The organism is Saccharopolyspora sp. CA-218241 (assembly GCF_050954615.1).
In the GTDB taxonomy this organism is placed as follows: Bacteria; Actinomycetota; Actinomycetes; order Mycobacteriales; family Pseudonocardiaceae; genus Saccharopolyspora; species Saccharopolyspora cebuensis.
Genome location: NZ_CP191860.1, coordinates 337,424 through 357,953 on the forward strand (window position 1 = coordinate 337,424; position 20,530 = coordinate 357,953).

Here is a 20,530-nt window from a genome sequence, read left to right on the forward strand (position 1 = left end):
CGGACCGCTGGACGTCCGGCCGCCCGGGCGTGCCCGGGCCGCCCGCCGATGGCCGCCGGGACGTGGAACCGTCCACCACCGAGCGGGACGCCGAGCAGCGCCGTGGCGGTGGGCGAGCCACCTCCCGACCACGTTCCCGGGGCGCCGGAGGGATCTTCGCGCCACCTCCTCCGCCGCACCCGGGGATGTCCGGCCGAGGGGTCGCAGCACGGCGACCGCGCGCGGCTCCGCCGAACACCGCGCCCTCCTGCGCCCGTGGCTCACCGCCGTCGTGCGGCGGTTCCGCGCGGTGGCGCGGGACGCGCTGCCGATGCTCGGCCGTGGGGCCGCGATGCTGCTCGTGCTGCTGGTGCCGCCAGTGCCGGGCGGGCTCGGACCGCCCACCACCTCGTCCATCACCACCGGTGGCGCACCGGCCGCGGTCGAACCGGTCCGGAAGCCGAGGATGCCGTCCGCGCGGCGGATCCGCGCCCTCCTGCGCGGTGACGGCGGGATGAGCACGGCGGAGTACGCGATGGGCACCGTCGCGGCGGTCGCCTTCGCCTCCGTCCTGTTCGCCGTGGTGACCAGCGATCCGGTCAAGGAGGCGCTAGCCGCCCTCATCAACCGCGGGCTCCAGGGCGGAGGTTCGTGATGCCGACGCTCGTCGCCCCGGCCGGAGCCGCCACCGCGCGCGGCGCACCGCGCCCGGCGCGCCGACCGCCGCCGGATCGGTCCGCTGCGCACCGGTTCGCGCCCAGCCGCGCCGCGCCGCGAGCGGGTCAGCCCGATGCCGACCGGCGGGAGCCGCCCGCCGATCGGGATCGTGGCGCGGTGACGGTGGAGGCGGCGATGGGCATCGCCACGGTGACCGTCGTGTTCGCCCTGCTGCTGGCCGGGATGGTGATGCTGGTAGGCCAGCTCCGCTGCACGGACGCGGCGGTCGAGGCGGCCCGGTTGCTCTCGCGCGGGGATCGTCCGGCGGCTGAGAGGGCGGTGCGGACGCTGGCCCCCGCCGGTGCCGCACTGCTGGTGCGCACCGAGGCCGATCGGGTCCACGTCGAGGTGGCGGTCCCGTTCCCCGGCGACCTGCTACCCGGGCGAACGCTCCACGCCACCGCCGTCGCGATCCTGGAACCCGGGGCGGCACCGGAGGCCGGAGCCGTACCGGAACCCGGGACCGCGCCGGAACCCGGGAGCGCGCCGGAACCCGGGAGCGCGCCGTGAGCCGGGGCAGCCCCGCGACCCGAGTCGGTCCCACAAGCCCAGTCGGTGACGTGAACCGGGGCTGCTCCGGAACCCGGGACCGCGCCCGAAGCCGGAGCCGCACCCGAAGCCGCGCTGTGATCCGGGACCGCGCCGTGATCCGGCGCCGTGCGAGCGCTCGGTGCGGTGCCGTGAGCGGGGATCAGGGCGCGGCGACCGCGCTGTCGGCGGGCCTGTGCCTGGCGCTGGTGGTGGTCGGGTGGTTCGCGCTGCACTGGTGCGGCGCGCTGCTCGTCCGGCACCGGGCGGCCGGGGCGGCGGACCTCGCGGCGCTGGCCGCCGCCGCGCACGCGCCGCACGGCTCGGCGATCGCGTGCGGTCGCGCCGGTGAGGTGGCGCGCGGGATGGGCACCGCGGTGGTGTCCTGCACGATCACCGGATCGCACGCCCGGGTCGAGGTCCGGGCTCCGCCGCCGCCCGGACTGCCCGGCGCGGCGGTGGTGACGGCGCGGGCCCGCGCCGGGCCGGTCGTCGGGTGATCGGCCTGACGTCGTCGCTCACCGGGGGCGGAACCGCCGTTCGGCACGTTGATCTTTCGGTGGCTCTGTCCCCGGGGTTTCATTCGTCGCGGCTGGGCTACCGGTCGTCGATAGGGGGTGTACTCGGCGCGCCCTCGTGCCGTTGGTTGAGATGTGAGCGCGGGATGCCGAGGTCCGGTGACGACGAGGTCGGCGGACCGGGTGGCGGCCCCGAACCGCCACCGTCCGGCGCTCACCAGGGAACAGGAGGCTGAAGCATCATGGACGGGTCGACGAGGGCGTCGAGCACCTTCCACGGCATCCCGGAGCACCCCGCCGGGCTCGGTAGCAGCCAGATCGAACTGCGCGTGCAGGCGATCGGCTTCGCCGCCCGGGGCTGGTCGGTGGTGCCCGGTACCTACCCCGAGGGTGACCGCTGGACCGGTCACCACGACGAAGGTCCGGTACCGGTCCACCCGGACTGGCGGACACGACCGACCGCGACCCCCGATCAGGTCGTGTCGTGGTGGTCCGAGCGGCCCTACAGCTTGCTCGTGGCCACCGGCGGAGCGGTCGAGGCGATCGAGGTCGACGCCGAGCTCGGCCGCCGCACGGCCCGGGTCATCCGGATGGTCGGCGCTCCGGTGCCGATCGTCGCCACACCGCGCGGGCGCTGGTACTTCCTGCACTCCGGCGGCCGGACGATGCTCCCCGAACTGGCCGACGTTCCCGGAATCCGGTGGCACAGCACCGGAAGCTGGCTGCCCATGCCCCGAGCGCCTTCCCCGGCGGTGCCGTGCACTGGCGGGTCGGGCTCGACGTGTGCGGCTGGCGACTGCCCAGCTCGGCCTACGTGCAGGACGCCCTGCGCGCGGGTCGGGGGAACTACGAGAACGTGGCGGAAGTCGTCGCGGCAGCCCGCTGAGGGCTGCTCGGTCGAGTTCGAGCGCGCGGGACCGGCACCGCGCCGGGTCGCCGGACGGACGGGCGGGACGCCCCTCGGGCACGTGGGTGCTCACGTCCCGGATCGTTCGCCGGCCCCAGCCGGTCCCGCACCGCTTCCCCCGAACACGGCCGAGAGCGCGTCGAGGACCGCCACCGCCCCCGCCTTGTCCAGCGGTTCGTTGCCGTTCCCGCACTTCGGCGACTGGACGCAGGACGGGCAGCCAGCCGGGCACTCGCAGGAAGCGATCGCTTCCCGCGTCGCGGCCAGCCAGGGGACCAGCGCGGCGTAGCCGCGATCGGCGAATCCGGACCCTCCCGGATGACCGTCGTGCACGAACACCGTTGCCTCCCCGGTGTCGGCGTGCACGGCGGTGGAGACCCCGCCGATGTCCCACCTGTCGCAGGTCGCGAACAGCGGTAGCAGGCCGATCGCCGCGTGCTCGGCGGCATGCAGCGCACCGGGGATGCGCGCCGGTTCCAGCCCGGCGCCCCCCGGTGCGCTGCCGTTGAGCAGCTCGTCGCTGATCGTGTACCAGACCGCCCGGGTCACCAGCGTCTGCGCGGGCAGGTCCAGCGGCACCTGGTCCAGGACCTCGCCCGTCGGCAACTGCCGGAGGAAGCCGACGACCTGCGAGGTCACCTCGACCTCGCCCAGGTTCACCGTCACGCCGGGCCCCGGATGCCACTGCTCGGCGGTGCGCAGCACCGCGATGTCCACGTCGCTGCGCGCCGAGGTGGTCCACTCCGGGCTCTCCGCGTGCACCAGCGCGAGCCCCGACTCCAGGTCCAGGTCGTCGACCACGAACGACTCGCCCCGGTGCAGGTGGACCGCTCCGGGGTGGATCGTCGCGCACGCCGAGTCCGGGTCCACCGTGCCGAGCAGCCGCCCCGAATCCCCTTCCACGACCGCGATCGGCGTCCCACCGGCACCGCGCAGCTCGACCGACCGGTGCGGGCGCTCCCGCTCGGTCCAGAACCAGCCGTGCGGGCGGCGGCGCAGCACGCCGTCGGCGGTGAGCGCCGCCACCGCCCGCCGCGCGGCGTCGCCGCCGAAGTCGTCGAAGCACGCCTCGGTGAGCGCCAGCTCGGCTGCGGCGCACGCCAGGTGCGGTTCCAGCACGTAGGGGTTGACCGGGTCGAGCACGGTGGCCTCCACCGGTCGGTCCAGCACCGCCGCCGGGTGGTGCACCAGGTAGGTGTCCAGCGGATCGTCCCGGGCGACGAACACGACCAGCGCCCCGGCGCCGTCCCGCCCGGCGCGTCCGGCCTGCTGCCAGAACGACGCCACGGTGCCCGGGTAGCCGGCGACGACCACCGCGTCGAGCCCGGCGATGTCCACGCCGAGCTCCAGCGCGTTCGTGGTGGCCACCGCGCGCAGTTCGCCGGACAGCAGCGCGCGTTCCAGTTCCCGCCGGTCCTCCGGCAGGTAGCCGCCCCGGTAGGCGGCGACCTTGTCCACCAAGGACTCGTCCACTTCGGACAGCGCGCGGCGGGCGGTCAGCGCGGCCACCTCGACGCCCCGGCGGGAGCGGAGGAACGCCAGCGTGCGGGCGTCCTCGACGACCAGGTCGGCCAGCAGCCGGGCGGTCTCGGCACCGGCCGAGCGGCGGATCGGGGCGCCGTTCTCCCCGGTGATCTCCCCGAGCAGCGGTGGTTCCCAGAACGCGACGCTGCGCGCGCCGCGCGGCGAACCGTCCTCGGTGATCGCCTCGCACGGCGCGCCGACGAGCCGTTCGCCGAGCTCCGCCGGGTCGGCGACGGTGGCCGAGGCCAGCACGAACACCGGGTCGGCGCCGTAGTGCCGGGCGATCCGGCGCAACCGGCGCAGCAGCAGCGCCACGTGCGAGCCGAACACGCCCCGGTAGGTGTGGCACTCGTCGACCACCACGTGCGTCAGCCGCCGGAAGAACCGCGCCCAGCGGGCGTGCCCGGGAAGCACGCCGAAGTGCAGCATGTCCGGGTTGGTGAACAGCCAGCGGCCGTGCGCGCGCGCCCAGTCGCGCTCGGCCCGCGGGGTGTCGCCGTCGTAGGCGGCGGCGCGCACCTCGCGGAACCCCAGCTCCTCCACCGTGCGCAGTTGGTCGGCGGCCAGCGCCTTGGTGGGGGAGAGGTACAGCGCGGTGGCGCGCGGGTCGTCGAGCAGCCGTGCCAGCACCGGGAGCTGGTAGGCCAGCGACTTGCCGGAGGCGGTCCCGGTGGCGACGACGACGTGGCGACCGGCCCGGGCGGCTTCGGCACCGGCGGCCTGGTGGCTCCACGGGCGTTCGGCCCCGCGCTTGCGCAGCTCCTCGACCAGCGGCTCCGGCGCCCATTCCGGCCAGTCGGCGGTGCGCCCGGGGTTGCCGGGGAGGTGGGCGGCGTGGCGCAGCGGCGTCTCACCGGCCGCGACCCCGGCCAGCACGCGGTCGAGCAGCCGTCGCCCCTTGCTCGGGCACCCGGTGCTCGGACGCCCGGCGCCCGGCTGGTTGGCGCCCGGCTGGTCGGCGCTCGGACGGTCGGCGCCCTGGTCCGCTGCGGTCACCGATCGAGCGTCGCACAGGCGCGCGAAAGCCCTGCTGAGGGTGCCCCCACGTCGGCATGTCCGATCGCTGTCGTCCGATCGGGCGGATTCGAGCGGCCGGGTGGCGGCCCCGCGGTCCGGCGGCTCGGACGCCCTTTTCGTCGCGGAGTGCGATCCCACTACCTCACGTCACCCATTCGGGCCAAATCAAGATGGACTCGTTTGGGTGATCAAGTAGTCGGATGAATCGATCAACCCATAACAAAAGCCCACGTCGACACGAGGTGCGTATCACACCGTGAAGTAAGCCACTCGTGGCCTGAATAGACTGCGCGGCCACGACGTCGTCATGGGTGGCCGCGGTCACCCCGGGCGAGGCCGTACCGCGCGTCGTCGGCCCGCCGACGGCCTTGAAACGAGCACAAACCTGGAGGACGGATGTCCCTGCTCACCCCGGTCCAGCACGGCTGGGCCCAGGGCGCTGCACCGCCGGGCTCGACCCGGATGGACCTCGCCCAGCACGTCACCGGCATCGAGCTCGGCGGCGCCGACTACGCGGTGGTCGGCGTGGTCATGGTGATCGCGCTGGCGGCGCTGGCGTTCGGCTACGTCCTGATCAAGGAGGTGCTCGCCGCCGGGCAGGGCACCACCTCGATGAAGGACATCGCCAAGGCGGTGCAGGAAGGTGCCTCGGCCTACCTGAACCGGCAGTTCCGGACCCTGACGATCTTCGCCGTCGCGGTGTTCCTGGTGCTGTTCGCGCTGCCCGCCGAGAACACCGGGGAGCGCATCGGCCGCTCGATCTTCTTCCTGTTCGGCGCGGCCTTCTCGGCGGCCATCGGCTACCTCGGCATGTGGCTGTCGACCCGGGCGAACGTGCGGGTCGCCGCCGCGGCCCGGGAGTCCGCGGGCGGCCGGGAGAAGGCGATGCGGGTCGCCTTCCGCACCGGTGGGGTGGTCGGCATGACCACGGTCGGCCTGGGCCTGTTCGGCGCGGCGCTGGTGGTGCTGGTCTACGCGGGCGGAGCGCCGCGGGTGCTGGAGGGCTTCGGCTTCGGCGCCGCGCTGCTGGCGATGTTCATGCGGGTCGGCGGCGGCATCTTCACCAAGGCCGCCGACGTGGGCGCCGACTTGGTGGGCAAGGTCGAGCAGAACATCCCCGAGGACGACCCGCGCAACGCCGCGACGATCGCCGACAACGTGGGCGACAACGTCGGCGACTGCGCGGGCATGGCGGCCGACCTGTTCGAGTCCTACGCGGTGACGCTGGTGGCCTCGCTGATCCTGGGCACCGCCGCGTTCGGCGCGCACGGCTTGCTGTTCCCGCTGATCGTGCCCGCGATCGGCGTGGTGACCGCGGTGATCGGCGTCTACATCACCAAGGCCCGCGCGGGCGAGAGCGCGCTGACCGCGATCAACCGGTCGTTCTACATCTCGGCCGGGATCTCGGCGGTGCTCTGCGCGGCCGCCGCGGTGATCTACCTGCCCAGCTCGTTCGCCTCGCTCACCGGCGTCTCCGAGGAGATCCGCCGGACCGAGGGCAGCCCGGCGCTGATCGCGCTGGTCGCGGTGATCATCGGCATCCTGCTCGCGGTGGTGATCCTCAAGCTGACCGGCTACTTCACCGCCACCGAGCACCGCCCGGTGCGCGACGTCGGGAAGTCCTCGCTGACCGGGGCGGCCACGGTGATCCTTTCCGGGCTGTCGGTCGGCTTCGAGTCGGCCGTGTTCACCGCGCTGATCATCGGCGCGGCCGTGTTCGGCGCGTTCCTGCTGTCCGGTTCGCTGGCGGTGGCGCTGTTCGCCATCGCGCTGGCCGGCTGCGGGCTGCTGACCACCGTCGGCGTGATCGTCGCGATGGACACCTTCGGCCCGGTCAGCGACAACGCGCAGGGCATCGCCGAGATGTCCGGCGACGTCGAGGGCGAGGGCGCGAAGGTCCTCACCGAGCTGGACGCGGTCGGCAACACCACCAAGGCGATCACCAAGGGCATCGCGATCGCCACCGCGGTGCTGGCCGCGACCGCGCTGTTCGGCTCCTACACCGACGCGATCGGGCAGGCGCTGACCGGCATCGCGGGCGGGCTCGCCGTGGACGAGTACTTCGTCTACGCGCCGGACGTCCTGGTCGGCGTGATCATCGGCGCCTCCGTGGTGTTCCTGTTCTCCGGGCTGGCGATCAACGCGGTGTCCCGCGCCGCCGGTGCGGTGGTCTACGAGGTGCGCCGCCAGTTCACCACCAACCCGGGGATCATGGACGGCTCGGTGCGGCCGGAGTACGGCCGGGTGGTGGACATCTGCACCCGCGACTCGCTGCGCGAGCTGGCCACGCCGGGTCTGCTCGCGGTGCTGGCGCCGATCGCGGTGGGCTTCGGCCTCGGCGTCGGTCCGCTGGCCGGGTACCTGGCCGGGGCGATCGCGACCGGCACCCTGATGGCCATCTTCCTGGCCAACTCGGGCGGTGCCTGGGACAACTCGAAGAAGCTCGTGGAGGACGGCCACCACGGCGGGAAGGGTTCGGAGGCGCACTCCGCCACGGTCATCGGCGACACCGTCGGCGACCCGTTCAAGGACACCGCCGGTCCGGCGATCAACCCGCTGCTGAAGGTGATGAACCTGGTGTCGGTGCTGATCGCCCCCGCGGTGGTGGCGCTGACCGTTCCCGACGACGTGCCGCGCGGCATCTCGGCCGGGATCGCGGTGGCCGCCGTGCTGGTGATCGTCGGCGCCATCGTGGTGTCGAAGCGGCGCAGCACCGCCATCGCGGAATCGCCGAGCGAGGACAAGATGGTCAACGGATCGGCGTGATCGTCGCCGGTGCGCGCGGTGGGGCATCCGGGTCCGCCCGGGTGCCCCACCGCCGTCCGCGCCGGGCATACCCCGGGAGGGAACCGTCCGGTGCGGGTTGCGGGAGAGTCGGCGGTCCCGGACCGTCCGGGTGTCGCACTCAGGCACAGGAGGATGCATGAAGTTCCGTTCGGCGTCCGTCGTCGTGCTCGCCGCGGTCCCGCTCGCGCTCGCCGGATGCGCCGGTGGCGGGGAGCAGGCCGCGCCACCGCCCCAGCAGCAGCCGCCCCAGCAGCAGCAGCAACGGCCCGGTCCCCAGGCGGCGGCTCCCGAGGACGTCGCGTGGACCGGCAAGCTCTGCGGCCTGGTCGGCGGTTTCACCGCATCGCAGCAGCAGCTCCCCGGCGTGGACCGCTCCAGCACCGGCAAGTTCAAGCAGTCGGTGATCAGCCAGATCGACACCGCCGCCACCAACGCCGACGAGACGCTGCGCGGCATCCGCGAGCTGGGTCCGACGCCGGTCGCCGGTGCCGAGAAGCTCGGCGGTTCCTTCGAGCAGGGCTTCGTCCAGGCCCGCGACATCCTGCTCAGCGCCAAGCAGAAGGCGGAAGGGGTCGACGCGAGCAACCAGCAGGCGTTCCAGGCCGGGATGGGCGAGGTGCAGGCCGAGCTGGCCAAGGGCGAGAAGCTCCAGCTCGCCGCCGAGGCGCACCAGTTCGAAACCAACCCGGAGCTCAAGGCCGCCGCCGAGCAGGCCCCCGAATGCGCCGCGCTGGTCCAGCCGCCCCCGCAGCAACCCCCCAACCGCAGCAACCCCCGCAGCAACCGCCGCGGTGACGCCGAGCGGTGCGAGGACCACCCGACCCTCGCACCGCGAAGCGGCGAAGCCACTTCCAGCCGACGCACGCGCCGAACCCGACCCCCGTCAGGCAAGCGGCGAAAGCCGCTTCCGCCTTGCGCCACCCTCGCAGCTTGCACCGCCGCGGGTTCTCAGCGGTCTTCTCGCGAGGACGCCCTGACGCTGTGTACGTGGTTGTACATGAGGAAGGGCGCCCGGAGCGAGAAGGCCGCTGAGGTTCCGCCACCCGCACCGCTGAGCAAGGTGAGTCGAATACCTGGAATAGTGAAAGCCCTGGTCAGGGTCGAACTGTTGTTCTAGCATTGGATGCCGTGGGCCAGATGTCCTTCTTCGCGGCCGAGGCCAGGACGCCCCGCGTGGTGGACCTCGCCGGACTGCTGTGCGGCCCGGGGCAGGCGGTGGCGTTCGGCCGGGGTGCGGCGGCCCGGGTCTCCGCGGTGCTCGATGCGGAGTGGCGGGTGCGGTCGCTGGTCCTGGCCTGCGCGGAGCGCGGGGTCGAGGCGGTGCCGGGGCGGTCCGACGAAGGCCGCCCGCTGGTCCGCACGGCCTTCCGCGCGGACCTCGCGCCGCTGGCCGCCCGGTGGCTGCGGGGCGCGGTGAAGGCGGTCCCGGCGGACTTCGTCCCGGACGGCTGGGCGTTGCGGCTGTGGGCGCTGGCCGCGGGCTGCGCCGACCCGGCGGGCTACCGGCTGGGTCTGGACCCGCACGCGCCGCAGACGCATCCGGCGCTGCTCGCGGCGCTGGACCGGTGCGGGCTGCCGGCGAAGGTCGTGGGCGAGCGGGCCGGGGGCCGGCGCTGCGGGTGACCGGGCGGCGCCGACTGGCCAGGCTGGCCGAACTGGTCGGTCCGATGCCCGATGGTGCGATCGAGCGAACGTGGCCGCTGGTCTCCTGACCAGGTTGACCCACGTCACGCCAGGTCACGCAACGGAACACGACCGTCACCCGATACGTTCGTTAGAGACGAGCGCTGCGAGTGCGGGCGTGTTGTGTGCCACCCTGTGCCTTCCCGGCTCGGTGAAATCGGACGAGCAGGGGGCACACTGAGGAACTTGGTGGCGGGCGCGGACCGGATGCCTCCACGAGAAGAGAGCGGGTAAGAGTGGCTGGGTCGACACGGACGAAGAAGAACGGCGGTACTGGCCGGGCTTCGGGTTCTGGCGCCTCGAACGGGGCGGGTGCCGGGGGTCGGCGCTTGGTGATCGTCGAGTCACCCGTCAAGGCCCGCAAGATCGCGTCCTTCCTGGGGTCCGACTACGTCGTGGAGTCCTCCCGGGGCCACATCCGCGACCTGCCGAGCAAGGCGGCGGAGATCCCGGCCAAGTACAAGGGCGAGTCGTGGGCCCGCCTCGGCGTCAACGTCGAGGCGGACTTCGAGCCGCTCTACCTGGTGCCCCCGGACAAGAAGCCGACCGTCACCGAGCTCAAGGACGCCCTCAAGGACGTCGACGAGCTCTACCTCGCCACGGACGGCGACCGCGAGGGCGAGGCGATCGCCTGGCACCTGATGGAGACGCTCAAGCCCAAGGTGCCGGTGCGGCGGATGGTGTTCCACGAGATCACCGAGTCCGCGATCCAGGCCGCCGCCGCGAACCCGCGCGACCTCGACCACGACCTCGTCGACGCGCAGGAGACCCGGCGCATCCTCGACCGCCTCTACGGCTACGAGGTCAGCCCGGTGCTGTGGAAGAAGGTCATGCCGAAGCTCTCGGCGGGCCGGGTGCAGTCGGTGGCGACCCGCGTGGTGGTGGAGCGCGAGCGGGAGCGGATCAAGTTCGTCACCGCCGACTACTGGGACATCTCGGCGACGATGGACGCCGGCGAGGACGCCGAACCGCGCCGCTTCGGCGCGCGGCTGGTCAGCGTGGACGGCGCGAAGCTCGCCACCGGCCGGGACTTCGGCCCGGACGGGCGGCTCAAGAGCGACGAGGTGCGGCTGCTCGACGAGACCGCGGCGCGCGCGCTGGCCGAGGGGCTCGCCGAGGCGCGGCTGCACGTCTCCAGCGTCGAGGAGAAGCCCTACACGCGGAAGCCCTACCCGCCGTTCATGACCTCCACGCTCCAGCAGGAGGCGGGCCGCAAGCTGCGCTTCTCCGCCGACCGGACGATGAAGACGGCGCAGCGGCTGTACGAGAACGGCTACATCACCTACATGCGGACCGACTCCACGACGCTGTCCGAGACGGCGTTGCTGGCGGCCCGCAACCAGGCCAGCGACCTCTACGGCGAGCGGTACCTGGAGCCGCAGCCGCGCCAGTACACCCGCAAGGTGAAGAACGCCCAGGAGGCGCACGAGGCGATCCGCCCGGCGGGGGAGAGCTTCCGGACGCCGGGCCAGGTGGCCGCCGAGCTGGACCGCGACGTCGACGGCTTCAAGCTCTACGAGCTGATCTGGCAGCGCACCATCGCCTCCCAGATGGCCAACGCCAAGGGCACCACGATGTCGGTGCGGATCACCGGCACCGCCGCCGACGGCCAGGAGTGCACGTTCGCCGCCTCGGGCCGCTCCATCACCTTCGCCGGGTTCCTCAAGGCCTACGTCGAGTCGGTGGACTCGGAGGCCGGTGGGGTCGCAGACGACGCGGAGTCGCGGCTGCCGCAGCTCGTGCAGGACCAGCCGGTCACCGCGCCGGAGCTCTCGGCGGACGGCCACAGCACCAACCCGCCGCCCCGCTACACCGAGGCGAGCCTGGTCAAGACGCTGGAGGAGCTGGGCATCGGCCGCCCCTCCACCTACGCGTCGATCATCAGCACCGTGCAGGACCGCGGCTACGTGTGGCGGAAGGGTTCCGCGCTGGTCCCGTCCTGGGTGGCGTTCTCGGTGGTCGGGCTGCTGGAGAAGCACTTCGGCCGGTTGGTGGACTACGACTTCACCGCCGCCTTGGAGGACGAGCTGGACCGGATCGCCGAGGGCAGGCAGCAGCGCACCCGCTGGCTGTCCGGCTTCTACTTCGGCGGCGAGGTCGGGCCGGACGACTCGATCGGCCGCGCGGGCGGGTTGAAGAAGCTGGTCGGCTCCGGCGTCGAGGAGATCGACCCGCGCGAGATCAACTCGATCCCCATGTTCACCGACGAGGAGGACCGCACCGTCTACGTCCGCGTCGGCCGCTACGGGCCGTACCTGGAGCGGGCGCTGGCCGACGAGTCCTCGCAGCGGGCGAACCTGCCCGACGACCTGCCGCCGGACGAGCTCACCGTGCAGATCGCGGAGAAGCTGTTCGCCACCCCGATGGAGGGGCGCAGCCTGGGCACCGACCCGGAGACCGGGCACGAGGTGCTCGCCAAGGAAGGCCGCTTCGGCCCGTACGTCACCGAGGTGCTGCCCGAGGGCGACAAGTCCAAGCCGCGCACCGGCAGCCTGCTCAAGTCCATGTCGCTGGACACGATCACCCTCGACGACGCGCTGAGCCTGCTGTCGCTGCCGCGCACGGTGGGCACCGACCCGGAGTCGGGCGAGGACATCACCGCGCAGAACGGCCGCTACGGGCCGTACCTGAAGCGGGGGACCGACTCGCGCTCGCTGGAGACCGAGGAGCAGATCTTCACGATCACCCTCGACGAGGCGCTGAAGATCTACGCCCAGCCCAAGCAGCGCGGCAGGCGGGCCGCCGCGCCGCCGCTGCGCGAGCTGGGCGAGGCGCCGGACACCGGCAAGGCGCTGGTCATCAAGGACGGCCGCTTCGGCCCGTACGTCACCGACGGGGAGACCAACGCGTCGTTGCGCAAGGGCGACGCGGTGGATTCGCTGAGCATGGACCGCGCGGTGGAGCTGCTGGCCGAGCGCCGGGCCAAGGCCCCGGCGAAGAAGAAGGCGCCCGCCAAGAAGGCCCCGGCGAAGAAGTCCACCAGCACCAAGTCGACGAGCTCGAAGTCCACGGGCTCGAAGTCGACGGCGTCGAAGTCGACCTCCAAGTCGACCGGCTCGAAGTCCACGGGCGCCAAGTCGTCGGGCTCCAAGTCGAAGGCGAGCTCGTCCAAGACCTCCTGACCGGTGCGCTTTGCCGAGTGAGGGGCACCCTTGCCCCCAGCGAGGGTTCGTTCACCAAGCGGCGGAGCCGCTTTGCGGTGGGGCATGCAACCGGCACCGCTGAGGTTCCGCCACCGGCACCGCCGCCCAGCTCATGGGACGAGCGGTCCTGGGCCGGATGAAGGTGCCCCTCACCCGGTGTCCTTCCGGGCGGTGGGCGGGGCGGGGCGGGGTCGTAGAGTGCGAGCACGAATCCGCCGACGGGAGGAGACGTGATGCGGTCCGGTTCCGCCTGGGCGGACGTGGTCGGCCAAGCCGAGGCGGTCGACGTCCTCCGGGGCGCGGTGGCCGCGGCGGCCCGCCAGGTGCGCGGCGAGGAGGTCGCGCCCGGTGCGATGACCCACGCCTGGCTGTTCACCGGCCCGCCCGGCTCGGGGCGCTCGGTGGCCGCGCGGGCGTTCGCTGCCGGACTCCAGTGCACCGACGAGGAGCTGCCCGGCTGCGGCCGTTGCTCGGCCTGCCGCACCGTGCTCGCCGGCACCCACGCCGACGTGCGGGTGGTGGCGCCCGAGGGGCTGTCCATCTCGGTGGCCGAGATGCGGTCGCTGGTGCAGGCCGCGGCGCGGCGCCCCACCACGGGGGACTGGCGCGTGGTGCTGATCGAGGATTCCGACCGGCTCACCGAGGGCGCGTCGAACGCGCTGCTCAAGGCCGTCGAGGAGCCGCCACCGCGGACGGTGTTCCTGCTCTGCGCGCCCTCCGACCACCCCGAGGACGTGTCGGTGACGATCCGCTCCCGCTGCCGGGTGCTGTCGCTGCGCACCCCGCCCGCGTCGGCGATCGCCGAGGTCCTGGCCGAGCGCGACGGCGTAGAGCCGCAGCGCGCGGAATGGGCGGCGTCGGTCTGCGGTGGCCACATCGGCCGGGCGCGCCGGCTCGCCACCGACGAGCAGGCCCGCGAGCGCCGCGAATCGGTGCTGCGCATCCCGCTGGGGCTGCGCCGGTTCGCCGACGTCTTCACCGCCGCGCAGGGCTTGGTCAAGCTCGCCGAGACCGAGGCGGTCACGGCCAACGAGGAGCGCAACGAGAGCGAGAAGGAGGAGCTCAAGACGGCGATGGGTGCGGGCGGCACCGGCAAGGGCACCGCCTCGGCGACCCGGGGCGCCAACGCCGCGCTCAAGGAGCTGGAGAAGCGGCAGAAGTCGCGCGCCACCCGCTCCCAGCGCGACTCCCTCGACCTCGCCCTGGTCGACCTCGCCGGGTTCTACCGCGACGTGCTCGTCGTCCGCTCCGGTGCCCGCACCGAGCTCAACCACCCCGATTTCGGCAGCACCGTGGCGAAGGCGGCCGAGGAGTGGACGGCGGAGTCCGCGCTGCGCCGCCTCGAAGCCGTCCTGGACTGCCGGGAGGCCCTCAACCGCAACGTCAAGCCGATCATCGCCGTGGAGGCCATGGTCGCCACCCTGCACGGCGGCTGATCCGCCAGGCGCTGCGCAACCCGGGTGACGTCGGTCAGGACACCGCCGGACCGAGCCGATGGGGAGGGCGGAGCCGTCACGAAGCGGAGGCCGCCATGAACGAGACCACCTACACCGCGCCGGAGCTCACCGAGCTCGGCGGGTTCGCCGCCGACACCCTGGGTGGGCTGGGCAACGCCCTGGACTACGTGGGCCTGTTCAGCCTCTGACCCGCCCCGCCCGCCGAAGCGCCGGGGAACGACGCGAGCCATCGCACGTCCGGGTGATCTCTATCCAGGTGAGGGGCACCCTGTACCAAGTGACTTGGTACAGGGTGCCCCTCACTCAGCACTCGTCCGGGTGATCAGCGGCGGCGGGGGACGGCGGCGACGAGCACCGCGCCGAGCAGCAGGAGGGCCGTGCCGGTCCAGAACAGCGGAACGGCGTGGTAGGCCCCGCTGGTCTCCGCCAGCGGTGGTCCGGTGGGCGCCCCGCCGCCCGGTGTCGGACCAGAGGCCGGGGCGGCGGGAGCGGCGCCGGGTGGGGCGGCGGCCTCGCACTCGACCCCGCCTTCCGGGGCGCCCGCCCGCACCACCTGTTCGCCGAAGCTGATCCGCACCAGCGAGGTCTCGATGCCGACGGGGTGGCCGCGCAGCAGTTGCAGGTCGAACATCCGCGCCACCCCGCGCACCTCGGTGCCCACGGTGGCCTGGTCGAACTCGCCGATGCTCAGCCGCAGCAGCCCGAGGTCGAGCGCGCCGAGCGGCACGTCCAGCTCGGGCCGGGCGGCGTCGAGCACGCCGAGCTCCCGGCCGCCCTGCGACACCCGCAGCACCGGGGCCGCGTACTCGACGGTGGAGGTGGCCGGGTCGCCGGTGGCGGTGGCGGTGAGCGTCGGTCGGCTCACCACGTCGATCCGCAGCTCGACCGGGGTGCCCGCGAACAGCCGGACGCTGGCGACCTGCACCGACGAGGTGGAGCGCACCGCCTGGCCCTGCTGGCCGGGGACGTCGACGAGCCGCACCGTCGAGCGCGCCGAGAGGGCGTCGGGGACGTGCAGCAGCGAGCCCAGCCCGTCGGCGTCCGGCTGCTGCCCGTCGAGGAGTCCGCCGAGCCGCCGCACCTCGGGCGCCTCGGGGAGCTCGGGCAGGGCGTTGACGGCGGAGACGCTCCCCAGCGACGTCGAGGCGTCCGAGATCGTGCCGACGCAGGGTCCGGTCCGCTCGTCCCACCGGGCGTGCGCGCTGCCGTCGACGAGCCCGAGCCGCAGCAGCGGGTCGAGCGGGGTGGCGGGCACGAAGCTGTTCGTCACCGGCTCGGGGTGGTCGGGCAGCGCGGTCTGCGCCAGCGCGCCGGGCAGCGTCGGCACCCGCCCCAGCAGCGACACCCCGATCGGCGAGGACTCGGCGACGGACCGCTCGTGCGCGAAGTAGGAGGTCGAGTTGGCCTGCGCCACCGCCCGCCCCATCCCGACCTCGGCGACGGACTGCGGTGGCAGCGCCTCCTCGAACTCCGGGTCGTCGACGATCGTCCCGGTGGGCACCGTCTTCGGCAGGAGCCGCACGATCCCCAGCAGCGTGCCCGCGTCGGCCACGATCGGCCCCGGTGCGTCGTCGGGCTGCGAGGCCGGGGGCTGCGACGGGTCCTCGTGGGCGGGGATCGGCGTGGTCGGCAGCGAGGACGGCTCGTCGGACTGGCCGATCGCGGCGGGGGCGGACACCCCTGCCACGGCCAACGACACCAGGGCGCAGACGGACCATCGGCGGATCGGGCGGGCTGGATGCATCCGGCTTCCTCCCCGGCAGGCATGGGTGACCGACGTCACGCACGCTCAACGACCCGACCCCGTTCCGGTGACGCCCGCCCCCACGGCGGTCCGCCGAGGCCGACCCGCTACACTCGATGACGACGCTGCCGCCTTAGCTCAGTCGGCCAGAGCGACGCACTCGTAATGCGTAGGTCGAGGGTTCGATTCCCTCAGGCGGCTCGCTCGAAAGACCGCAGGACCACCCCGGTGGCCTGCGGTCTTTCTCTTACGATCGAGGCTCGGCCGGCGCCGTGGACTGAACAGATCATCAGGCACGGCGCCGAGGCGAACGGCTCGCAGATCCTCCTTTCGGCGTCCGCGGCCGACCCGTTCGAGGTGCACGCGACCGTTCGGCCCTCCGGGGCCGACCGGTCCGGGTGATCGCGTGCGGGACGCGGGTGGTGCCAGGTCAGCGGTGCTCAGCCACCACGGGCTTGCTGCCGAAGACCAGGACAGGCGCCCGGAAAGCCACGGCGCCACCCACGCGAGGAGGCAGCACCATGGACGAGACCGCTTACACCGCCCCGGAATTGGCCGAGATCGGCGACTTCACCACCGAAACCCTGGGCGGCGGGGGCTACATCTTCGACGTGCTCTACGTGATCCGCTGGTGACGTTCCCGGGGCGGGCGGGTCGGCTGTTCGCGCCGCGCGCCCCGGAAACCACGGCGCCACCACCGACGACGGGGGAGAACCATGGACGAGACCACCTACTCCACGCCTGAGCTGGCCGAGGTCGGGGAGTTCGCCGCCGACACCCTCGGCGGTTTGCTCGGCCACCAGTTCGACTGGCTGCGCGTGTACTCCTGAGTTCGCCGCGCATCCCGGCCCGGTCTCCTCGCGGGGAGACCGGCGGGACTCGCCCGCGCAGGCCGCGTTTCCGCGCGACTAGTACCAGTAGCCGTCCTGCCACTGCACGCACGTCGGGCGTGCTCCGGTGCGGCAATACTCGGCGATGGCCTCGCGGACCCGAGCCAGCGGCAACGACGCCGAGGGCGGGAAGTCGGCGCCATCGGGGTCGAGCGGCAGCGCTGGAGCGTCCGCCGCTGCGGCGGGGTTGAAGGAGTCGACAACCCGGCCGTCCGAGGCGCCCGGGTTGACGTAGTTCAGCGCACCCCAACCGGTTTCCGGGGAACTGGACACGAGCAGCCGCCCGTCCGGGAATTGCGGATCACCGTCCGCGACGAAGCGGCAGGGCCGGTCCCACACGAACACCTCGCACACCGGGCGCGGCGGCTCCTCGGTGATCTCGCGCAGCAACGCGTCCAGGTCATCGCCGGTGCAGGCGTGGCGCAGGTCGCGGCGGAACAGCACCGACACCACGGTGCCCGTCTCGACTGCGGTCACGGTCTCGCCCGTCCTCTCAACGTCATTTGTTCAGGCGTTCCTGGATGCCACACCACGAGTGTCGAATCCTCCGGAAGGATTTCGGGTACCGCCTTCTCGCATCCTCGGCACAGTTCGTTGTTGATGACCACGACACCGCAAGTCTGCCCGGACCGACGCATCATGAGCGCGTACTTCACCTCAACGTGCATCGTCACGGTCGGCTCACCCCGGTCGTCGGTGGGGAATCGGTCAGCGTTGTGTAAGATCAACCGAGCTTGGTCCGAGATCTCCTCCCGTCCGATGATGATCAGGTGCTCGTTGCCGTCGCGGTCGTGCACGATTCCGCTCGTTTGCCCTTGCTTCCGTTGTGGGAGGCGTTCGCGGATGGTGTCGATCCAGGATCGGTCGTGGGCGGCGTCGGTGGGGAACCGGCCGGTGGTCGAGGGGTGCGATGCGCTGGGTGGCGTCCGTTCGACGGCTCCGGTGACTTCGAGGCGTGCTCGGTAGTTGGCGACGGCGTCGATGATGGGCGTGAGCATCTGCCACGCTCGCAGCATTTCCGCACCACCGGCCGCGTACCCCTGGAGTGCGTCGAGGGCGTCGGGGTCGTGGGTTCCGTCGAGCAGCCACAGGGATTGTTCGCACTCGGCGTGCCGGTCCTGCGCTGCGAGCAGTGCTTCGCGGGCGCGGTTCAGCATGTCTTCGACGTCTCGGATGCGGCGGGCCAGGTCTTCGAGAGGACCGCCGCCTGCATGTTCACCAGCAGTCGCTCCAGTTTCGCGCTCATCGCGCACCCGCCGCCCGCCGCCGGACCGGCTTCGGCCTGGCACGTGGCATCGGTACGCCGCGATCCGGTGCGCCTCGACGTTGCACGGCTCGCACGTCGGCCACCACCACGCCTCAGTGGTGTCGACGACCACGACGTTCGCGCCGCACAGCGTCTCGACCTCTTCGTCATGGCGCCGTTGCCGATCGGTCGTCGCGTGCCGCTGCTCCGCGCCGGGAGTCCATCTGAACGGAGAGCTCATGCCCGTCACCTCACTCCGTCCCTGCATACGGGAAGACAACCGGATACGTTGTTTCTGGAAACAGAGTGGGTTAACAGAAACCCGGACTGTTGCAAACGGCGGACTACGCTGCGGCGGTCATGGGTGAGATCCCAGCAGCCGACCTCGGGGCGCGGGTCACCATGCGCGTTGGTCGCCGCGACGTCCTCATGCGTGACGACGCACCAGAGTTCACAGCGCTGATCAGCGAACACGTTCTGCACGAACCGCTCGGTGGCACCGCCGCACTGATCGAGCAGCTACGCCACATCGTGAAGATGGCGAAGCTGCCCAATGTGGCGGTTCAGGTCGTGCCGTCCGGAACAACGACGTGGAACCCTGCACATGCAGGATCCTTCCTCGTGTTCGAGTTCCCGAAGGCTGCGCCGATCGTGCATCTGGAACATCTCGCGTCGTCGATGTTCATCTACAGCGCGCGGGAGGCCAGAGCCTACAGGGAAGCGATTACTACGCTTCTCGAAGTGGCGATGAGCCCTATTCGCTCCGTGGAACTCATCGCCAGCATGGCTGACAACCTGGAAGGAAAACGACCATGAGGGAATACCCGGACGGTTGGCGCAAGTCGAGTCGCTCGAAGCAGCAGACGAGCTGTGTCGAGGTCGGTCGCGTCGGTGACGGCGCAGCGGTTCGCGACACGAAGGACCGGGCCGCTGGGTACTTCACTGCAACGGCCCCGCAGTGGTCGGCGTTCGTCGAGGCGGTCAAGGACGGCCGCTACGACGGCTGAGCCGCGACCACGGAGCCCCCGACCGGCGAGGTGGATTCCAGGGGTTGTTGCAACACCGCTGCTAGTTGGTGTTGGTGAGTAGCGTAGCGAGACGCTCGGCTGGGGTTTTCCAGCCGAGCGTTTTGCGTGGACGGCCGTTGAGTTCGGCGGCGACGGCATCCAGGTGCTCGCGGCTGTGGATGCTGAGGTCGGTGCCTTTCGGGAAGTACTGGCGCAGCAGGCCGTTCGTGTTTTCGTTCGAGCCGCGTTGCCAGGGTGAGTGCGGATCGCAGAAGTAGACCGGGATGCCAGTGGCCAGGGAGAACTCGCGGTGCAACCCCATCTCCACGCCCTGGTCCCAGGTCAGCGACCGGGTCAGGTGCTCAGGCACTCGCCGCATGGTGCGGATGAGGGCATCGCGAACAGCCACGGCGTCGCGGCTGCCCGACAGGTGCATGAGCATGACGTAGCGGGTGCTGCGTTCGACCAGGGTGCCGATCGCCGAACCGCTGTCCCGGCCGATGATCAGATCGCCTTCCCAGTGGCCGGGCACGGCCCGGTCAGCGACTTCGGCCGGCCTCTGGCTGATCATCAGCATAGGATGGGTGAACCGGGGAAGTCGCTGGTCAGGCTTGCGGTGGGGCTTGCGTATCGCCCGGCCGGTGCGCAGCGCCTTGGCCAGCTCACGCCGTAGCTCGCCGCGGCCCTGGACGTAGAGCGCCTGGTAGATCGTCTCGTGAACCACGTGCATCTCCTGGTCATACGGGTAGTCCTGGCGGAGCATGGTCGCGATCTGTTCCGGACTCCACTTGCGGTTCAACCCGTCCTGAATGACCGCGCTGAGCTGCGGAGTCGTGTGGATCTTGCGTGGTTTGGGCCGTTTGCGGCGCGTTTTCGCACGTCGATGCGCTGAGTGAGGCCGGTAAGACCACCGGCGAGCATCGCCCCGCAGCGGCATCCCATTGCGGCGGATCTCCCGGCTGACCGTCGACGGTGCGCGCCCCAGCTCCTGGGCGATGGTGCGGATCGACGCCCTCTCCCGCCACCGGTCGGCGATGTGAACCCGCTCGTCCTCGCCTAGGTAGCGCGAGGACCCGCGTACCTCGATCGACCTGCCCGAACGAGAAAGAGCCACGGGACCGGCCGCATCAGCCGGAACCCGTGGCCTCTTCTTACGTCCGTCCGGTCGCCCGTGACGCCATTCCCGCCCGGTCCGCTCATTCACACCGACGAGCGCGCACGCCTGCCGGTTGCTCAACCCCTGCCGCACAAGATCAAGATAGGCAGCCCGCTCCTCGTGGAGCTTCTTGCCTCCCTGCGGCTTGCGGTCCTTGCGGATCTCGAAGTCCATCGCATCCCCGGAACCCGGGTGTTGCAACGACCACTAGAACCCAAGCGATTCGG

Annotated in this window: 18 protein-coding genes, 1 tRNA gene and 3 pseudogenes; 16 read left to right on the top strand and 6 right to left on the bottom strand. The window is 72.1% G+C overall.

All coding sequences use genetic code 11. The features are described 5' to 3' along the window. Positions 1-271: 271 nt before the first annotated feature. From ACQP0T_RS01785 to ACQP0T_RS01805, 5 genes and pseudogenes are all read left to right on the top strand, one after another. Positions 272-634 carry a DUF4244 domain-containing protein gene (locus ACQP0T_RS01785; protein WP_433870992.1) on the top strand — a complete coding sequence of 121 codons (363 nt, stop codon included), beginning with the start codon at positions 272-274 and terminating at the stop codon, positions 632-634. Continuing rightward, a complete protein-coding gene (locus ACQP0T_RS01790; RefSeq protein ID WP_433870993.1) occupies positions 634-1,206 on the top strand; it encodes a TadE family type IV pilus minor pilin in 573 nt (190 codons plus the stop codon). Before ACQP0T_RS01785 ends, ACQP0T_RS01790 begins: the two co-directional genes overlap by 1 nt. A 170-nt stretch (positions 1,207-1,376) precedes the next feature. Beyond that, positions 1,377-1,724 (top strand): Rv3654c family TadE-like protein, encoded by a 348-nt coding sequence (locus ACQP0T_RS01795; protein WP_433870994.1) that lies wholly within the window; start codon positions 1,377-1,379, stop codon positions 1,722-1,724. 260 nt (positions 1,725-1,984) lie between these two features. Beyond that, a pseudogene (locus ACQP0T_RS01800) lies at positions 1,985-2,407 on the top strand (bifunctional DNA primase/polymerase); the annotation flags it as partial. Between the two features lie 35 nt (positions 2,408-2,442). Further along, positions 2,443-2,628, top strand: a complete 186-nt coding sequence (locus ACQP0T_RS01805; RefSeq protein WP_433873888.1) for a hypothetical protein — start codon at positions 2,443-2,445, stop codon at positions 2,626-2,628. A gap of 90 nt (positions 2,629-2,718) precedes the next feature. Here ACQP0T_RS01805 and ACQP0T_RS01810 read toward each other — a convergent pair whose 3' ends face one another. Then, entirely contained in the window at positions 2,719-5,049 is a 2,331-nt protein-coding gene (locus ACQP0T_RS01810) for a DEAD/DEAH box helicase (protein ID WP_433873566.1), read from the bottom strand. Between the two features lie 603 nt (positions 5,050-5,652). On the opposite strand from ACQP0T_RS01810, the gene ACQP0T_RS01815 reads away from it, so the two are divergent. From ACQP0T_RS01815 to ACQP0T_RS01840, 6 genes are all read left to right on the top strand, one after another. Then, the gene (locus tag ACQP0T_RS01815; protein WP_433873567.1) at positions 5,653-7,956 is read left to right on the top strand and encodes a sodium-translocating pyrophosphatase; all 2,304 of its coding nucleotides are present in this window, start codon (positions 5,653-5,655) and stop codon (positions 7,954-7,956) included. A gap of 157 nt (positions 7,957-8,113) precedes the next feature. Beyond that, positions 8,114-9,094 carry a hypothetical protein gene (locus tag ACQP0T_RS01820; protein ID WP_433870995.1) on the top strand — a complete coding sequence of 327 codons (981 nt, stop codon included), beginning with the start codon at positions 8,114-8,116 and terminating at the stop codon, positions 9,092-9,094. 11 nt (positions 9,095-9,105) lie between these two features. Further along, entirely contained in the window at positions 9,106-9,600 is a 495-nt protein-coding gene (locus ACQP0T_RS01825) for a hypothetical protein (protein ID WP_433870996.1), read from the top strand. Between the two features lie 296 nt (positions 9,601-9,896). Further along, complete coding sequence (topA, locus tag ACQP0T_RS01830; RefSeq protein ID WP_433870997.1) at positions 9,897-12,782, top strand: type I DNA topoisomerase; 2,886 nt, start codon at positions 9,897-9,899, stop codon at positions 12,780-12,782. 254 nt (positions 12,783-13,036) lie between these two features. Further along, positions 13,037-14,239 (top strand): DNA polymerase III subunit delta', encoded by a 1,203-nt coding sequence (locus tag ACQP0T_RS01835; protein ID WP_433870998.1) that lies wholly within the window; start codon positions 13,037-13,039, stop codon positions 14,237-14,239. A gap of 95 nt (positions 14,240-14,334) precedes the next feature. Further along, positions 14,335-14,448 carry a lasso RiPP family leader peptide-containing protein gene (locus tag ACQP0T_RS01840; protein WP_433870999.1) on the top strand — a complete coding sequence of 38 codons (114 nt, stop codon included), beginning with the start codon at positions 14,335-14,337 and terminating at the stop codon, positions 14,446-14,448. Positions 14,449-14,582: 134 nt separating this feature from the next. On the opposite strand, the gene ACQP0T_RS01845 is transcribed toward ACQP0T_RS01840, so the two are convergent. Next, positions 14,583-16,004, bottom strand: coding sequence for a hypothetical protein (locus tag ACQP0T_RS01845; protein ID WP_433871000.1), 1,422 nt, complete (start codon positions 16,002-16,004; stop codon positions 14,583-14,585). Between the two features lie 127 nt (positions 16,005-16,131). Between ACQP0T_RS01845 and ACQP0T_RS01850 the strand changes: the two genes are divergently transcribed. From ACQP0T_RS01850 to ACQP0T_RS01860, 3 genes are all read left to right on the top strand, one after another. Further along, positions 16,132-16,205, top strand: a tRNA-Thr gene (locus ACQP0T_RS01850). A gap of 320 nt (positions 16,206-16,525) precedes the next feature. Beyond that, positions 16,526-16,639 carry a lasso RiPP family leader peptide-containing protein gene (locus tag ACQP0T_RS01855; RefSeq protein ID WP_433871001.1) on the top strand — a complete coding sequence of 38 codons (114 nt, stop codon included), beginning with the start codon at positions 16,526-16,528 and terminating at the stop codon, positions 16,637-16,639. A gap of 81 nt (positions 16,640-16,720) precedes the next feature. Then, positions 16,721-16,834 (top strand): lasso RiPP family leader peptide-containing protein, encoded by a 114-nt coding sequence (locus ACQP0T_RS01860; RefSeq protein WP_433871002.1) that lies wholly within the window; start codon positions 16,721-16,723, stop codon positions 16,832-16,834. 78 nt (positions 16,835-16,912) lie between these two features. Here ACQP0T_RS01860 and ACQP0T_RS01865 read toward each other — a convergent pair whose 3' ends face one another. Continuing rightward, positions 16,913-17,371 (bottom strand): Imm1 family immunity protein, encoded by a 459-nt coding sequence (locus ACQP0T_RS01865; RefSeq protein WP_433871003.1) that lies wholly within the window; start codon positions 17,369-17,371, stop codon positions 16,913-16,915. Then, a complete protein-coding gene (locus ACQP0T_RS01870; RefSeq protein ID WP_433871004.1) occupies positions 17,368-18,381 on the bottom strand; it encodes a DddA-like double-stranded DNA deaminase toxin in 1,014 nt (337 codons plus the stop codon). Before ACQP0T_RS01870 ends, ACQP0T_RS01865 begins: the two co-directional genes overlap by 4 nt. Before the next feature lie 89 nt (positions 18,382-18,470). Between ACQP0T_RS01870 and ACQP0T_RS01875 the strand changes: the two genes are divergently transcribed. Together ACQP0T_RS01875 and ACQP0T_RS01880 are read left to right on the top strand one after the other, a co-directional pair. After that, the gene (locus ACQP0T_RS01875; protein ID WP_433871005.1) at positions 18,471-18,956 is read left to right on the top strand and encodes a DUF5753 domain-containing protein; all 486 of its coding nucleotides are present in this window, start codon (positions 18,471-18,473) and stop codon (positions 18,954-18,956) included. Continuing rightward, positions 18,953-19,147, top strand: a complete 195-nt coding sequence (locus ACQP0T_RS01880; RefSeq protein WP_433871006.1) for a DUF397 domain-containing protein — start codon at positions 18,953-18,955, stop codon at positions 19,145-19,147. Before ACQP0T_RS01875 ends, ACQP0T_RS01880 begins: the two co-directional genes overlap by 4 nt. Positions 19,148-19,180: 33 nt before the next feature. Here the strand turns inward: ACQP0T_RS01880 and ACQP0T_RS01885 are convergent. Both ACQP0T_RS01885 and ACQP0T_RS01890 read right to left on the bottom strand, forming a co-directional pair. Continuing rightward, positions 19,181-19,276: pseudogene (locus tag ACQP0T_RS01885) on the bottom strand (IS5/IS1182 family transposase); the annotation flags it as partial. Positions 19,277-19,328: 52 nt separating this feature from the next. Then, positions 19,329-20,477 (bottom strand): annotated as a pseudogene (locus ACQP0T_RS01890) (IS30 family transposase); the annotation flags it as partial. Between the last annotated feature and the right edge of the window lie 53 nt (positions 20,478-20,530).

Excerpts from the sequence above, each read along its gene's own strand:
- ACQP0T_RS01815 (WP_433873567.1), top strand. The coding sequence starts at position 5,653 with ATGGACCTCGCCCAGCACGTCACCGGCATCGAGCTCGGCGGCGCCGAC.
- ACQP0T_RS01870 (WP_433871004.1), bottom strand. The coding sequence starts at position 18,381 with ATGAGCTCTCCGTTCAGATGGACTCCCGGCGCGGAGCAGCGGCACGCG.
- ACQP0T_RS01845 (WP_433871000.1), bottom strand. The coding sequence starts at position 16,004 with ATGCATCCAGCCCGCCCGATCCGCCGATGGTCCGTCTGCGCCCTGGTG.
- ACQP0T_RS01840 (WP_433870999.1), top strand. The coding sequence starts at position 14,335 with ATGAACGAGACCACCTACACCGCGCCGGAGCTCACCGAGCTCGGCGGG.
- ACQP0T_RS01880 (WP_433871006.1), top strand. The coding sequence starts at position 18,953 with ATGAGGGAATACCCGGACGGTTGGCGCAAGTCGAGTCGCTCGAAGCAG.
- ACQP0T_RS01820 (WP_433870995.1), top strand. The coding sequence starts at position 8,114 with ATGAAGTTCCGTTCGGCGTCCGTCGTCGTGCTCGCCGCGGTCCCGCTC.
- ACQP0T_RS01860 (WP_433871002.1), top strand. The coding sequence starts at position 16,721 with ATGGACGAGACCACCTACTCCACGCCTGAGCTGGCCGAGGTCGGGGAG.
- ACQP0T_RS01835 (WP_433870998.1), top strand. The coding sequence starts at position 13,037 with ATGCGGTCCGGTTCCGCCTGGGCGGACGTGGTCGGCCAAGCCGAGGCG.
- ACQP0T_RS01790 (WP_433870993.1), top strand. The coding sequence starts at position 634 with ATGCCGACGCTCGTCGCCCCGGCCGGAGCCGCCACCGCGCGCGGCGCA.
- ACQP0T_RS01855 (WP_433871001.1), top strand. The coding sequence starts at position 16,526 with ATGGACGAGACCGCTTACACCGCCCCGGAATTGGCCGAGATCGGCGAC.